A 14,643-nucleotide genomic window follows, 5' to 3' on the forward strand; every position below is an offset into this window, starting at 1 on the left:
CTCATTGACTTGCTAGCGAGATTATTCATCTCATTATAGTCGATTGCTCGACTGTGCTTACTCACTCGTTGTTCAGTTTTCAAAGATCAATTTCTTTCGCTCACTGCCGTGTTACCGAAGCAGCGAGAAGTAATATACCATATTGGAATTTCATTTGCAAGCTTTTATTTTATTTATCCATTCGTGAAGATATTCAACACGTTCAGACTCATTAATAATCGTTTGCCTTGCTTGTCCGTTTGGAACAAGAATCATAATATAGCACATACGATTTCGTAATGCAACCTCTAATTCATTTTTTATGATGGAACCTTCCGAGGTGCCAGAACATCTGACAAACGAAAGGTTCAGTAAGTCTATTTGATGAAAAATTGTTTTAATCTATTTTAACCTAATGCTTTTGAGCAATAAATCGAGGGGTTCTCTCTCTTGTGATTCTCCGCGATGATCATGTTGGGCAAGCTTATCCAACCGCGCTATCTGATGACCATAGTCGTACATAGCCGCAGCCACAACCGACAAACGCAACATTCCTTCCGGCTGCTTATTATAACGTTCGATGAGTACAGTCATGAAACGCTCGTTCTCTGCTTCCATCTCCATACCTTCCGAACAGTCCTCCTTGAGCTTATCATCAAATTTCAACAGAATGTGCTCGTGGAACTTTATTAGCTTTTCCAAATGATCATCGAAATAGACATCGATTGCCTGTGTGCGGGACGTTTGAAAATAGTGCTCATCCACGGCTTCAAGAACCTCAAGCCCTTTGTACATCACAAGAAGCTTCTGCTTGTAAACAACAAGTTCACGAATGCGGTTTAACCCGCTTCCCTTAATTTTCTTAATCTCTTCTTCCATGAGTCTGTACTTATCAGACAAAGACTTCAAGCTGCTGCGTAGACTTTCTTTTTCCTCACGGAAAACGGTCTCTTTCATTTCATTAGAGATAACCGTACGAAGGAGGAGCGACATTTTGGCAAAAATCGTACGAATCTGTGCAGCGAACTGCTCTTTGGGCTTAGGTGGAAAGAATAGGACATTCACCACGAATGCACAACCGATACCAATCAAACTCAGCAGCAAACGATTGACGGCAAATTGCCACTCTCCGGAAGCCTCCATGACCGCTACCACGGTAACTAAGGTAAGGCCGATCGTTTCTTCCATACCCATTCTTAAACTTATGATGATGACAATGATACATACAATTCCAATAGCAATCACGTTATTAGAAAAGAACATACCCGCAAGCAGTGCCAATGCCGCGCCTAGAATATTCGTCTGCAACTGCTCTAGGAAATAACGCCAAGATCGATAGATCGAAGGCTGCATAGCAAAAATTGCCGCGACGGCTGCAATAACTGGAGGGGTGAAATTAAGCCAAGCACTTATGTATAAGGCCAAAGCAACAGCAATCCCCGTCTTCCACACGCGCGCACCGAAAACCATGAAACCCCACCTCATCCACAAAAATCTTATTCGTTATTATCTTACACAGGTACGGATATGGATGCAAAGATGTGGTTTAGAATTTTCAAACGCCTTTCTTAGCCGGTATCCTCCGAATGATCCAACCAGGCTCGCAAAGGCAGGCTAAGAATGAACTTACTGCCATTACCTTGTTCACTCTGAAGAGTAAGGGAACCACCGAGCAATTTGGCAAGCTGCAAACTGATGGATAAGCCTAAACCTGTTCCTCCATATTTACGAGTCGTAGCTCCATCCCCTTGCCGAAATGCTTCAAATATCAACTGCTGCTTATCTAGGGCAATGCCGATGCCAGTGTCGCGAACGGCAAAATAGATCCACTTAGGCGAAGCATTATCGTAGTGGTCACGAATTTGAACGGATAAAGTAATCCTACCTTCTTCTGTGAATTTTATCGCATTCATAAGCAAGTTACGAAGTATCTGGTTGAGCTTCTGTGAATCCATTTGAATGATCGTTGGCACATCTTTTCCCACGGTCACGTTGAAGCGCAGCTTTTTGGAATCCATCATTGGCTTGAATTGTTGTTTTATGTAATAGGCAAGCTCTTCGATGACGACTGGCTGCCATAGCATGTCCATTTTACCCGCTTCGATCTTAGATAAATCTAATACGCTATTGATCATTTGAAGCAGTTCATTTCCCGAGGTATGAATGATATTCGCATATTGATTCACTTCCTTTGAACTCGTTATCTCTTCACTTTCCCGTATCAGATCTGACAAAGCGATTATACTATTTAGAGGTGTTTTGAGTTCATGTGATATGTTGGCAATAAATTCCGATTTATAGATTGAAGCCTGTGCCAACTGCTGTGCCTTCTTCTCAAGCTCACGCTTCGATTGTAGAAGTCTCTTGGTCTGTTTTCGCAGAATCACATTCATATTACGTATCTTGTCCGCCCGCTGCTGCTCCTTATAGAAATCTCGAATAATGAAGACAAAAAAAGCACTAAGTAATAGGGCGGCCGGATAGGTGAACGGGGCAACTTTAGTCAAATAAATAATCTTAGGTACGGCACCGAAACTAGCAATACCGATGACCTGAAGCGAGTTCATTGAGAGGATGGAAATGAGCGCCTTTTTCTTATAGCTCCATGCGCTTTTTTGATATTTAGCCACAAGGATCGCTGCCAAACAACCCATCAGCATAATATTTAACGAACCCGTAATAGATTGTGGATTAATGCCGGTAATGCTGTATCTGGCCAGCGCAATTCCAAATCCAATAATGAGCAACATATAGTGCTTACGGAACAATAGTGTTCCGTATATGATTGGAACGACTCGCAAATCAAATAACATGAATTCAGATATCCTCACGCCAAAAAACATCGTTAGCCATCCTGAACCTATAAAAATGGCAACAAGCACCGTCTGTTTCACGGTCCAAGATGCATGCTGAAACATATATTTAAAGCCAAGATTGAATAAATAAGCACAAGTTATCAAAATACAAATATTCACAAAAAAGCTTATATAAATGGTTATGATAACACCTCCTGATCCTAAATTCATACAAGCTTATTTCCAATTATAACTACTCATCTTCTATGAAATACCCTTATCTATGTAGGTTTGAAACAACTAAAATAAGCACGCTTCTAAACACTTCTATGAGTAATAAAGTGAGTACTAAAGTTTAACGAGCAAAGAAAAACCAGCACGGGTCGATGAGACCGATACTGGTTTATTTTATATTTAGTGTATAGTTCCTGCTCTGTTATTAGGCGGCATTTGTGGCATTCCTTGTGCCGGAACAAAGGTATTAAGCATTTTTTGCATATCAGTGGCTTCAAGTTGGGGAACTTGATAGTAGCCATTTCTATTTTGATACAAGAAAATTTCATAGGCCATCTCGATAAAGTTCTGTACTTGAGATGCCAATACACGACGTACAGCAGGATTCGTCACTTCAAGGGAAGTCATCGTTAGCAGCGTAGCATGGGATTTCACAAGGCCTAACATATGCGCGCTAATGCCTGCATCCTTCACTTCAGCCAGCGATTGATTCGGCTTTTTGGGCTGTGTAGGTTTGATACCGTAGATCGGCTGAGACAGATTTCTGATCATATACGTCTGCGTTTCTTGACTCGGCTTCTGCCCTGTTGCAAAGCATTCTGCCGTTATGTTGTAATGGAACAGCGTAAAGTTGTACTGACGATCCAAAATATCCAGAAGCTCGTTATCTTGGACGAATTGTCTAAACATCATGAACTGGTCCAGTACATTAATTGTACAAGATAGCACCTCATGTAAATCAAAGAGCTCATGCCCCCCATGATTCATGTTCTGCATGCCTTGTGTCATGTTATTATTTGGCGTCTGCTGCTGCATCTCGAAGTCTCCTTTAATGAATGGAATAGTAACTTCGATAATATGAGTTAAGTTGTGCGATTTTATTCGTGCAGTAGGTAAAATACCCCCGGCAGGATGCCGAGGGTTAGGTATTTAAGATATGGTCTTACGAGCAGCAGCCGCTATGCTTTAGGTTTATCGCCACTGCTGCTACTCGCGGCCTTTGCAGCTTTGGCTGCTGCTAATAGACCTTTACTTTTATAAGGTTTTGGGGCACTCTTTGCTCTATTGGCACTAGCTTGCCATCGGTTCCAGCCCTTACTGTCTGTCCCTCTACCGGTTCCGCCTTTACCCTTCGCTTTGCTCATGTACTCACTCCATTATGTTGTGGTTCTTATTTTTTCAGCAACGATGCCCATGTGGTTTCAAGCCATTGATCGAAGTCAGAGCCTTTGTCGCCTTCGTAAGTATCATATACGTCACTTCTGGTCTTCTGTAACTTCTCTTTAAACTCTTCAAACGTATGACCTTCCGGCAAGCTCTTCTTAATGCGCACAAAAACTTTACCTGCACCTTTAATCAAGTCACCTTTTTTCCTTGGCGGCAGCTGAACATCCTCACCAAATGCACGGAGTTTGCGGTAAGCAGCCTCTTGAATGGGATATACAGCATCTCCGCTCATCATACGCACTAGAATGTTAATGGTTTGTTGGTCGTTATACTGGCCTAATGCTTCAACGGCTTCTAGACGTTCTCTCCAATTGGATGTACGATTGGCCGATTTTTTCAGTTCCTCAAAATTGGGAGGTATTTCGTTTTTTAATTCGATGGTCAAATGATTCAAGCTCCTTCTGTCTGCTGTTATTAGATTGATGTTACACTTTTTTGAAGTGGAGCGCCAACTTTTTGGTGATTATATTTATAAATGAGACATCAGAGTACCATTTATACAGGATTTTATATATTTTATCATATTATACGGGTATCTCTTTTTATCAACGATTTCAATAACCTCAATTTGAGGTGAATGAGATGTCCGATTTTTTAAGACTAGTTGGCGAACGGTTAAGAATGGTTAGAAAGTTAAAAGGTTTAACACAAGATCAGTTGGCTGAAAAAACAGGCAAGGATAGTATGAGTAAATCGCATATTTCGGATATAGAAAGAGGTCAAAGAAATATTTCACTTCTTACGTTGGGAATTTTGATGAATGCTTTAGAAATCGATCCCAGCGAGTTGTTTAATTTCCAGAAGCTTGATGGTGAAGGAATTCATGAGAAAAAGCTGATCCTTGATATTCACAAAAGTATGCTCATGGAGAGAGGGCTTGATGAGGTTAAGTATGTCGTTCGGACAACGAATGATTTCCTGGATACTATTGATGCCAAGGAGTCTGGTAGAAGGAATAGGAAGAGCTAGCGTTTCGTGTTTACTCAGGGGGGGGGTATCGTATATGCATTCGCATTCTTGGTGCCCTTCCTGTATGTTTTTTTACTCTCAATTTAATAAAATGCTAAAAAATAAAACAACGACCAGCTCACACTAATGCGAACTGACCGCTGCTTCATTTGCTATTCATTATATCAGCCTCAATTTACGACTACACCCCTACAGTACTTGCATACATCTGCATCGATAGCAATTTCCTCGTTACAATAAGCGCACGACTTATGTGTTTGCAAATCAGCCACCGGAACCACTTTGCGCTTCTTCACGTTCATGAGAATCAATAAACCAACCACAACCACGATAACGGCCAACAACCAATAAACCATACCGAAACACCTCCTAGTTGATAAACAACTTCTGATGATTCCGTATAAGTATATTCGGTCATTCTTGTCCATTTGTCTTTGTTGTGAACAAGATTAAAATCCTCTTACATCATCATGGTCCGTTCCCGTAATGACGTCATACCAGTCTTCAATGTCTTTTTCAAACCTTGCCGTCTTTTCTCTATACATAGCCAGTGTGTCGTTGCCTAGAGGCAAATGAATCGGGGGCTTTTCAGAATTGGCCAATTTAATGAAAGCTTGAGCGAGTTTCTTGGGATCGCCAGGCTGTTTTTTATTAACTTGTGTGGCAAAGCTTCGCATTTCTCCCACCGTGCCTGCATAATCATCGATGACATTAGCGGTTCTTATCAAAGACGTTGGATCAAGAAATTCCGTTCTAAAAAAGCCTGGTGCCACGACAGTTGCATAAATCCCTAAAGGAGCTAATTCCAATGCCATGGATTCCGTAATGCCTTCAACAGCAAACTTGGTGGAACCATAAATCCCCCAACCTACATACCCGTTCAATCCACCCACGGATGAAATATTGATGACATGTCCCGAGCGCTGCTTACGCATGTAGGGTAAAATCGCACGGGTAACGTTCAGTAAACCGAAAACATTGGCATCATAATTCTGTTTCACTTCTTCATTCGAAGCTTCCTCAACGGCACTCAGTAATCCATAACCAGCATTATTGACTAGCACGTCAATTCTTCCGAATTTGTCTGCTGCTTGTTTCGCTGCATCTAAGGCTTGAGCTTCATCCGTAACGTCCAGGACAGTTACAAATAAGTTTTCGTTGTTATCAAGCTCCGCGGCTAATTGTTCAGGCTTTCTGCGAACGGTGGCTACCACCTTATTGCCCTCCGCTAAAGCAGCTTTTGCAATTTCCAATCCGAACCCTCTGGATGCTCCCGTGATGAACCAAACTTTTTGATTTTCCATTATTTGTTGTCTCCCTCTCTTCTTCATATTTTGAATTGAATAACTCATGAACCAAGATTAACACAACGTATATCGTCCTACTTTTCCAAAAGGCCCAAAGTATTTGTTCATTTAGCCCAAATAAAAAAATCTTAGCCCGGAGAGTACCGAACTAAGATTTTTGTTAGCTTTTAGCTTAACTGTTGCTTGTAAAAGGACGGGGTGTAGCCAAAATGCTCTTTGAATACCCTTGAAAAATGCGCAACATTCTCAAAGCCCGTCGTAAAGCAAACATCCGTTACTGACATGGCTGAATGGGTCAGCAATTCTCTAGCCTTCTCCAAGCGTTTCTGCCGAATCCATAGGGATGGGGACGTATTGTAAATCGTTTGAAAATCCCGTTTGAAGCTGGACAAGCTTCTGCCTGATAAATAGGCCAAATCATTCACTGAAACAGGATTCAAGATATTTTGTTCCACGACGGTTGAGATATCGGATCGTACCGGCTGCTTCAATTGAAGTAATTGCTGCATGATATTTCCGTTGGCATGGCTAAGATCAAACAATAATTCCAACAACTTGATTTTAATTAATCCGTCCTCGATGTTATCAGGTTCGTTGAAATATGGTTTTAACGATCCTAAATAGGTTAACAATCGTTCACTTATCGGATTTACGAAAATAGGTACCAACGCTGTTGGCTGCACAGATTGAATGTCCGCCATTTTAATAAAATCTTTGAGCAATTCATCTTTTAGAAAAAACATCATGTACTCTAATAAGTAAGCCTGATTAGGTTCACCTGATTTTTCATATTCAATAACAATGGATTTTTGCAAAAGTACCATTTCATGCTTATGAGCAATGTACACCTGATCGCCGTATCTCACCGTATAGGTACCATTCAGCACAACCATGAGAAGGTAGTCTTCTAAGAACATAGACCCTTGTTTTCCTACCGTGTTGGTGCACGATTCAATAACTGTCAATCCTTTGAGTTTCAACACTTTTTGATTGAATGGCGATGCTGCTAAGCCTTGCGGTGCTTTTATTATTCTTTGGGTCATGCGCACCTTCTCCTCAATTCTCTACTTCTTTGGCACGCTGCAGTGCCTGCACACGATTGTTTACTTTAAGCTTTCTGTACACATTCTTTATATGTGACTTTACAGTTTCACCCGAGATGTTCAACTGATGGGCGACTTCTTTGTTCGAAAATCCATTGCCAATCAGCTGTAATATCCTCATCTCCTGCTCTGTTAACGTTTCTTTAAGAGATAATTCTTCTGGAGTGACATGAAAAGCTTGTAGCAGCTGTTTCACGTAGGCAAAGGAAACCCCTGAGGTATTTCTTAAACGACTGCTTTGCTGTCCCTTCAAATAAACCGAAAGCAACTTCGCCATTATAGGGCCTTCGTCAATAAAGCTGCGGATGTACCCTTCTGGTTCTCCCAATAACAAAGCGATCTCTAACGGAACGAGGGCAGCCTCATCTCGACCCAAACGCTGAAGCATCACACTTTGTAAAATTAATGCCTTAATTCGATCCCGTAGACGATCTTCTTTACTTAATAAAAGATTCAACCGTTCTAATAGGTGTAACGCTTCATGTGTCCGTTCACATGCTGAAAGCACTCTAGCTAAAGCTAGATACTCTGTCAAGCGATTCATGGAAACCTCATCCGTATGCGCCAGACCACACCCTTGCATCCAATCAAAAGCATCTTGGGTGGAGCCTTGCTGAAGGGACAAACACGCTTGTTCCGCTTCGATTTTCAACATCAATAAATCATAATCAGGGGAGTTAATTTGCAATTTTAACTGCTCTAGAAGATCTGAGGCTCGGTTTGAGTTTCCTTTGGCTTGCTGAATTCGAGAGGCGCTGATGGAAATTTGAATCAGAATCCTCGCAAAAGGCTGCATATCCTTGCGTCCTTGTGCCTGATTTATATAAAGCTCAGCCTCATCCAACCGATTCCACTCATATAGCAATTTGCTATAAGAAACATACAAGAAACCGATAAAAGGATACTTTTTTTTAGTTTCCCACGTTTTAATCCATTTCAACAAGAACGCATCCGCCGCATGAAGATCGTTTATAAACGCCAGATGATCATCAAATGCATCATAACCCTGATATCTGTTACGACCCATCGTTTGGAAGAAACTTCCTTCCGGTATGTATTGTTCAACCAACTCGAAGTATGCCGACGTTTGTACCAAATCTTTTTGCAGATACGACATGACCGCACAAAAAAAGTAAATATTACCCATTGTACGCTTCCATTCTGCATCGGGTAATTTCTCCTGAAGCGCTTGAAACCGAATCTTGGCTTGCTCCACTCTTTGAAATGCCGAATTCCATTGTCCGACTCCGAGCAATACGGATATATAGAACATTTCGATCATAGGCTTCTCCGCAAAAGAGTTTTCCGGTAAAACAGACACCCATCTAATCAAAGCGACACTCTTCGATTGCACTAACGTTTGAAGATTTTTCTCGATCAAATGAACGGCGTTCGCATACTGCTTCCCCTCTAAATAATGCTCCACCGCTTCTTCTTCAAAGCCATGATTCTCCAACCAATTGGCCGCATTTATATGCGCTTGTTTCCATTTATCCGGATACGTTCTGGACAATTGTTGTTGCAAAAAATCGGAAAGCAAGTGATGATATCGATACCAATTCCTTTGATCGTCTAAAGGAATGACAAATAAATTCAGCTTCTCTAGTCTTTCCAATTGTACTTGACAGTTCATTTTACCTGTTACAGCCTCGCATAATGATCGATTCATTCGACTTAAGATAGACGTTTCCAGTAAAAAGTCGCGCATAGAATCCGACTGATGTTGAAGCACTTCTTCTAGTAAATAATGGGATATATGATGCTGCTGACCGCTAAATTGATGGATAGACTCTGCTATATTATTACTGCGCTTCAAAGAAATCGCTGCTAGCTGCAAACCGCTGATCCATCCCTCAGTCTGGCGGAATAGCTCTGTTACTTGCTCCTTCGTTAGTAATAAATTGGTCATATCCCGAAAAAAAACAAGTCCTTCATCTAATTGAAACCGCAAGTCTTGAATAACGATTCGGTGTAAGTCACCTTTAGCCAATAACCGAGCGGTCGGGATCCCCAAATCAGTCCGACTAGCGATGTAAAGATGAATATGGGGAGGCAAATAATTAAGCAGATACACCAACGAATCGTGGATCGCAGGGAGCTCAATGACATGATAATCGTCAAGAATGATCACCATTTCGTTTGTAAAACGATTTAGTTCATTTAAAAGTGCTTTGATAACAGTCTCTGAAGACTCCGAAGGCCCTTTCTCAAGCAGGGAAGAGACAGCCTTGCCGAAGCCGGGAACTCTCTCCTGGATGGAAGCTGTGACGTAGCTCCAAAACTGAATCCAATCATTATCCTGCTTATCTAGTGAAACCCACGCTACGAGCGCACTACACTGTTTCGCCCATTGACTTAACGCAGTTGTTTTGCCGTAACCGGCCTGTGCGGAAACAAGCGTCACCTTCGCATCCATTCCCTCATTCAGCTTGTGCATCAGCCTGGGCCGTGAAACCAAAGCGTTACGGATATGTGGTATATGAAGTTTTGTACTTACGATCATAGAAGAACTCCTGTTAGTTTCCATACATAAATTATATCTCATTTTCTTGTAACACGGCATAAGTTCCGCAAAAAAAGGATTATCCCTTAAGTGGCCTGTACCTTCAGCAGAACCGTTACAGTCTCTGCTCTCGTTGTTTGGGCAGCTGGATCGAGAAGAACGCTAATTCAGCGTTTTTTTGCGTTGTTCTAAAGTACTTTACTAGATGCATCAACCATACCCTTTGAACATATTATATAAATAAAGCGCTTTCAAAAATGCTATTGTGGAGATTTGCAAGAGACCTATATAAATAGGGAGTTGATGTCCATGTTCAACCCTAAAGAATGGACCAAACAAATGAAATTCATTCATGGCGTTGCAAGAACTATCTACATCAACAAACACACTGGATTACCGAAGCTAAGTAGTACTTTCACCAAAGAGCAGCAGAAAGAGCTAGAACGTGAAGACAGTAGGTTGTCACTTTCGTAATTAGAATCATTTCGTATTACTTCAAGTTAGAAGAAGAAAAAGGTCCCCTTTACGGGGGCCTCTTCGACGTTGAATAAATGGAAATCCCACTTTGTAGTACATGACTACATGAATGATTAATCTAGATGAATACCAAAATACTCTTGCAGTGCCGCTTTATAGTCTTCTTCGTTCTGCGGAGTGAAAGTCCTTACCCCGGCGGATGTGAAGATGCGAAACTCTCGGCCAGCCAGCGTATTCCGCCCCTCCAGGGTTCGCATGGCTACCATTGGGCTTTTGATAAAAATCGAATCCGGGGCGTTCTCACACCAGAAGGTCGCAAAGATAAAATCCTTCGGCAGCTGAGGCTCCTCCGTAAACGAGTAAATGCGGTTCCATTCCTTGTTCTTCTGCTCACACAGCATCCAACCGTAATAAGCATCGCGCTCGAGACGGTAGCACTCTCCGCCTTGATGCTGTTCAAGACCTTCGATCCACGCTATTGGCCTGCGGGGGACTATCCCCCCTACTCCGACATCGCACAAGAAAATTGTGCCTTCTGCTTCTACCTTCAGGACGTGATGACGTCGTTTCGGTGGTGTGTTCGGCTCGTCGCGCCAAAATCGAGCAACCAAGTCAGTGACCGAATAGCCAAGTTCTCGCAGCAGCCAACCGAATAATGCATTCAGCTCGAAGCAGTACCCACCGCGTCCACGCACGACAATCTTTTGATATACATCCTGAGGATCCAACGATAGAGCTATTCGGTTCATAATGTCTAGATTTTCGTACGGAACCGTGTGCAGATGACACTCCTGCAGGTCAGCTAGTGTCTTTGCGCTGCCATCGAGAGAACCTTTAAACCCGATACGCTCTAGATAGGTCTGAATCTGACTATTTTTACTGAACATGTTGAGCACTCCATCCTTTGAGAGTTAAACCAGTCGATCTAGTTTATTTCTTTTTTCATTGATAGACAAGTTCGTAAGATTTAACAACAATATACTTTTAAAAATACCATCATCACCCTATTTCTGCCTTATATTCCTTCTAACTCTTCATAAAAAGCTTACAAAACGACAACGGTTTTCGAGCGACATTTTAGTTCTAATCCGTTAATCTATGAAAAAAGATTCATAGGAGGACTAACTTATGATTCAAAACTTAGAACTATGCACGACGGGCTTGTTAATTATCTCCATCATGTTTCATCTTTTTATAGATATAATCAAGAAAAATAAAATCATTAACTATCCAATTAACTATTCAATTCAAGAAGAGGAATCCATCAAAGTTGTATACCCACAGTATATCGACTGCAGCCGGAACATTAATCTTTCACTTCTTCCCAAAGATTATCTTTTTACGGATGGGCAGCTCAGTGAGATTCATTAATTTAAGGAGGCCATACTGTGTCAAACAAGCTAATCAGTGATGAAGAGTTGATGTTGCTGCTGTCTCCCACTTATAATAACGAAGAAAATGAGCAATCAGAGAAACCGAAGCTAACCATGAAATTACTATATGAGCTTATAAAAAAGCTAAAACAAGAGAATATGTTGCTTTCCAAACGTGTAGACGAATTTGAACAGCAATTGAGTTTGATGCATCAAATTCGAGATGAGGTGGCCACCACCCTGGATATGCCGATTATCGAGGAAACCGAAATCACAGTAAGGATGGAAGCTGAGCTCGTTTCCGGCCTCCCGCAAACCATCCAAACCTCCCGCGCCGAACGTCATCCTTCTAAAAAGAATAAAAAGGATAGGTCCTTTTGGACCTATTTATTTAGCCACTTAACCAATTTCCACTTCAATTAGCTTGAACTGTGTAACATCGACAATACCTCGGTTTGAAATCCGAATTTCAGGAATAACAGGTAAAGCAATTAATGAGAATGTCATAAACGGAGCGTTCAGCGGGCAGCCAATTTGTTTCCACGCTTTTTCGAGCTCTGCAACCTCTTTAACGACTTCAAGCAATGATTTATCTGACATGAGGCCTGCGATGGTCATAGGTACTTGAGCCAGCACTTTACCGTTCTCTACAACGATCATACCGCCTCCCATTTTGACCAGCTCATTTGCTGCGAAAGCCATATCCTGCTCATTGATCCCCATAACAATTAAATTATGACTATCATGCGCCACTGTAGACGCAACCGCACCTGCCTTCAATTGAAAGCCATGGGTAAAACCAAGCGAAATTTGACCCGTTCCACGGTGTCGCTCGATGCAGGCTAGTCGGATAATATCCTGCTCTGTATCTGGTTGGATGATGCCTTGCTCAACACCGAGCATTGCTGTCATTTTCTCTGTTCTTGCACTGTTTTCGATAATATTAATGACATTAACCTTCGTCTTATCCTGATTACTGCGACTTACAAGCTTGAAGTCCTCAGCTGTAAGTTCCCGCTTAACGTTCATGGAATTACGGATGTGCTCGGGATAGACGAAATCAGGGAAATCAACCGTAAGCTTTCCATTATCAAAAGCAACCTGACCATCGGTAATAACGGTCGAAGGGTCGACCTTCTTTAGATCATCTATAAATAAAATGTCAGCACATTTACCAGGAGTGATGCTGCCCAAATCTTGCTCCATTTTAAAATAACGCGCCACATTAATCGTTACCATTTGAATCGCGGTTATAGGATCGACACCCTCTTCGATCGCGCGGCGTACCACATGATTGAGATGCCCCTTCTCCACCAAGGTTTGAGGATTAACGTCATCCGTGACGAGCGAAATATTGGCCGTGTTCACCTTATCTTCGGTTACCACCTTAATGACCTCTTTGACATCATGCCAGGCCGAGCCTTCACGAATCATAAGGTGCATGCCCATGCGGACTTTGTGGAGACCTTGTTCCCTAGTTACGGTTTCGTGATCAGATGTCACCCCGGATGCCAAATAAGCTTGCAGCATACGATCATCATCACTTGGAAAATGCCCTGTGACGGTTTTACCACTCTTGATCGTTTCTTCAATTTCCCCGCACATTTTTGGATCGCCGTAAACGACACCAGGGAAATTCATGACTTCGCCTAGTCCGACCACATTGTCCCACTGCAGTCCCTCTTTAATATCGGACACTTCTAAGCGTGCACCTGCATCTTCTAAATCCGTGGTCGCTGGTACGCAGGATGGGAAAGTCGTGAATACTTTGAGAGGCAGCTGCTGCCCCTCTTCGTGCATCAGCTTTACACCTTCTGTTCCAAACACATTGGCAATTTCATGAGGGTCCATAAAAATCCCCGTTGTTCCTTTGGCTAATGCCGCTTTGGCAAACTCGGTAACGGAAAGCATGGTGCTTTCAACATGCATATGACCATCTAAAAATCCTGGAGACATATACTTCCCTGTGGCGTCGATAACGACCGTTTGAGCCCCAATGGTATGGTCTGCCTTCCCTACATATGCAATTCTCCCAGCGGCAACAGCAACATCCATATGCTCAATTAATTCACCAGAATAAACATTGATGAGTGTGCCATTCTTAATGACTACATCGGCAAAAACCTCGCCTATTGCAACCTTCGCTAGTGTTCTGCTCACATCGACTAGCTTATTTCTTTTATTTAGAGTTCTTTTATTTAAAGTCATGGATTTTGTACTCCTTTATGTATTTAAATTCATTGATCTTTCCTGGTTCGGTGACAACTGTTACATCTCCCCTGAACATTGGTTCGCATGCTTTAATTGTATCCTTCACCATTTAATTTATCATGAAAAAGATTTTTCTCAAGGATTACATGCTACTGCAGAGGATTCCCCATTTCTATTTATTAAATTATGCGGAGTGAAGGTCATTCAGATGTTAAAAATGGTGATGGGCTTTGTACAACCTTAGGCAAGCTAATCCGCGTTCTCCACCACGAATGTTGCAAAAAGAAACTGATGATTCATTCAGTAACATTGTGAAGGGTAATGGTCTATATTGGTTAGCAATGTTGTACGTTCCGGCTAGGCCCCCGAATTCTGGAGTCTTCCCGTTAAAAAAGCCAATTTTCGTAAGATTGCTTCTTTGTGCTAACAGTTACATTGCTTTATAGAATATCGATCGGTCTTCCA

The 14,643-nt window shown here is 41.9% G+C and carries 15 protein-coding genes; 4 read left to right on the plus strand and 11 right to left on the minus strand.

Annotated elements, in window-relative coordinates; translation table 11 throughout:
- Window positions 1-381 precede the first annotated feature (381 nt).
- From ASG85_RS30125 to ASG85_RS30145, 5 genes are all read right to left on the minus strand, one after another.
- Window positions 382-1,449 (minus strand): FUSC family protein, encoded by a 1,068-nt coding sequence (locus tag ASG85_RS30125; protein WP_057305245.1) that lies wholly within the window; start codon window positions 1,447-1,449, stop codon window positions 382-384.
- Between the two features lie 98 nt (window positions 1,450-1,547).
- A complete protein-coding gene (locus tag ASG85_RS30130; RefSeq protein ID WP_060648672.1) occupies window positions 1,548-3,005 on the minus strand; it encodes a sensor histidine kinase in 1,458 nt (485 codons plus the stop codon).
- Window positions 3,006-3,188: 183 nt separating this feature from the next.
- Entirely contained in the window at window positions 3,189-3,824 is a 636-nt protein-coding gene (locus ASG85_RS30135) for a spore coat protein (RefSeq protein WP_060648674.1), read from the minus strand.
- A gap of 143 nt (window positions 3,825-3,967) precedes the next feature.
- Entirely contained in the window at window positions 3,968-4,153 is a 186-nt protein-coding gene (locus ASG85_RS30140) for a DUF3934 family protein (RefSeq protein WP_057305242.1), read from the minus strand.
- 26 nt (window positions 4,154-4,179) lie between these two features.
- Window positions 4,180-4,620, minus strand: coding sequence for a HEAT repeat domain-containing protein (locus tag ASG85_RS30145; RefSeq protein WP_414858801.1), 441 nt, complete (start codon window positions 4,618-4,620; stop codon window positions 4,180-4,182).
- A gap of 197 nt (window positions 4,621-4,817) precedes the next feature.
- Between ASG85_RS30145 and ASG85_RS30150 the strand changes: the two genes are divergently transcribed.
- Window positions 4,818-5,204: a helix-turn-helix domain-containing protein gene (locus ASG85_RS30150; protein WP_060648675.1), complete on the plus strand. Its 387-nt coding sequence runs from the start codon at window positions 4,818-4,820 to the stop codon at window positions 5,202-5,204.
- Window positions 5,205-5,374: 170 nt separating this feature from the next.
- Here ASG85_RS30150 and ASG85_RS30155 read toward each other — a convergent pair whose 3' ends face one another.
- From ASG85_RS30155 to ASG85_RS30170, 4 genes are all read right to left on the minus strand, one after another.
- Entirely contained in the window at window positions 5,375-5,560 is a 186-nt protein-coding gene (locus ASG85_RS30155) for a hypothetical protein (RefSeq protein ID WP_057305239.1), read from the minus strand.
- Between the two features lie 93 nt (window positions 5,561-5,653).
- On the minus strand, window positions 5,654-6,508 hold the full coding sequence (locus ASG85_RS30160) for an oxidoreductase (protein WP_060648677.1): 855 nt from the start codon (window positions 6,506-6,508) through the stop codon (window positions 5,654-5,656).
- Window positions 6,509-6,678: 170 nt separating this feature from the next.
- Window positions 6,679-7,554, minus strand: coding sequence for a helix-turn-helix domain-containing protein (locus ASG85_RS30165; RefSeq protein ID WP_060648679.1), 876 nt, complete (start codon window positions 7,552-7,554; stop codon window positions 6,679-6,681).
- A gap of 13 nt (window positions 7,555-7,567) precedes the next feature.
- Window positions 7,568-10,117, minus strand: coding sequence for a LuxR C-terminal-related transcriptional regulator (locus ASG85_RS30170; protein ID WP_060648680.1), 2,550 nt, complete (start codon window positions 10,115-10,117; stop codon window positions 7,568-7,570).
- Window positions 10,118-10,426: 309 nt separating this feature from the next.
- Here ASG85_RS30170 and ASG85_RS38325 point away from each other — a divergent pair, with 309 nt between their 5' ends.
- Window positions 10,427-10,591, plus strand: coding sequence for a hypothetical protein (locus ASG85_RS38325; RefSeq protein WP_156396916.1), 165 nt, complete (start codon window positions 10,427-10,429; stop codon window positions 10,589-10,591).
- A 116-nt stretch (window positions 10,592-10,707) separates the two neighbouring features.
- On the opposite strand, the gene ASG85_RS30175 is transcribed toward ASG85_RS38325, so the two are convergent.
- Window positions 10,708-11,481 carry an arylamine N-acetyltransferase family protein gene (locus ASG85_RS30175; RefSeq protein ID WP_060648682.1) on the minus strand — a complete coding sequence of 258 codons (774 nt, stop codon included), beginning with the start codon at window positions 11,479-11,481 and terminating at the stop codon, window positions 10,708-10,710.
- Window positions 11,482-11,722: 241 nt separating this feature from the next.
- Here ASG85_RS30175 and ASG85_RS30180 point away from each other — a divergent pair, with 241 nt between their 5' ends.
- On the plus strand, window positions 11,723-11,965 hold the full coding sequence (locus ASG85_RS30180; protein ID WP_060648683.1) for a hypothetical protein: 243 nt from the start codon (window positions 11,723-11,725) through the stop codon (window positions 11,963-11,965).
- Between the two features lie 17 nt (window positions 11,966-11,982).
- Window positions 11,983-12,390, plus strand: a complete 408-nt coding sequence (locus ASG85_RS30185; protein ID WP_060648685.1) for a hypothetical protein — start codon at window positions 11,983-11,985, stop codon at window positions 12,388-12,390.
- Here the strand turns inward: ASG85_RS30185 and ade are convergent.
- A complete protein-coding gene (gene ade / locus ASG85_RS30190; protein WP_060648686.1) occupies window positions 12,367-14,175 on the minus strand; it encodes an adenine deaminase in 1,809 nt (602 codons plus the stop codon). The genes ASG85_RS30185 and ade overlap by 24 nt on opposite strands.
- Between the last annotated feature and the right edge of the window lie 468 nt (window positions 14,176-14,643).

Source organism: Paenibacillus sp. Soil724D2, from assembly GCF_001427935.1.
Lineage (GTDB): Bacteria > Bacillota > Bacilli > Paenibacillales > NBRC-103111 > Paenibacillus_E.

Bases quoted from the DNA above. Each gene is read 5' to 3' on its own strand.
- ASG85_RS30125 (WP_057305245.1), bottom strand. From the start codon at position 1,449: ATGGTTTTCGGTGCGCGCGTGTGGAAGACGGGGATTGCTGTTGCTTTG.
- ASG85_RS30165 (WP_060648679.1), bottom strand. From the start codon at position 7,554: ATGACCCAAAGAATAATAAAAGCACCGCAAGGCTTAGCAGCATCGCCA.
- ASG85_RS30170 (WP_060648680.1), bottom strand. From the start codon at position 10,117: ATGATCGTAAGTACAAAACTTCATATACCACATATCCGTAACGCTTTG.
- ASG85_RS30160 (WP_060648677.1), bottom strand. From the start codon at position 6,508: ATGGAAAATCAAAAAGTTTGGTTCATCACGGGAGCATCCAGAGGGTTC.
- ade (WP_060648686.1), bottom strand. From the start codon at position 14,175: ATGACTTTAAATAAAAGAACTCTAAATAAAAGAAATAAGCTAGTCGAT.
- ASG85_RS30175 (WP_060648682.1), bottom strand. From the start codon at position 11,481: ATGTTCAGTAAAAATAGTCAGATTCAGACCTATCTAGAGCGTATCGGG.
- ASG85_RS30155 (WP_057305239.1), bottom strand. From the start codon at position 5,560: ATGGTTTATTGGTTGTTGGCCGTTATCGTGGTTGTGGTTGGTTTATTG.
- ASG85_RS30135 (WP_060648674.1), bottom strand. From the start codon at position 3,824: ATGCAGCAGCAGACGCCAAATAATAACATGACACAAGGCATGCAGAAC.
- ASG85_RS38325 (WP_156396916.1), top strand. From the start codon at position 10,427: ATGTTCAACCCTAAAGAATGGACCAAACAAATGAAATTCATTCATGGC.
- ASG85_RS30180 (WP_060648683.1), top strand. From the start codon at position 11,723: ATGATTCAAAACTTAGAACTATGCACGACGGGCTTGTTAATTATCTCC.
- ASG85_RS30130 (WP_060648672.1), bottom strand. From the start codon at position 3,005: ATGAATTTAGGATCAGGAGGTGTTATCATAACCATTTATATAAGCTTT.
- ASG85_RS30150 (WP_060648675.1), top strand. From the start codon at position 4,818: ATGTCCGATTTTTTAAGACTAGTTGGCGAACGGTTAAGAATGGTTAGA.
- ASG85_RS30140 (WP_057305242.1), bottom strand. From the start codon at position 4,153: ATGAGCAAAGCGAAGGGTAAAGGCGGAACCGGTAGAGGGACAGACAGT.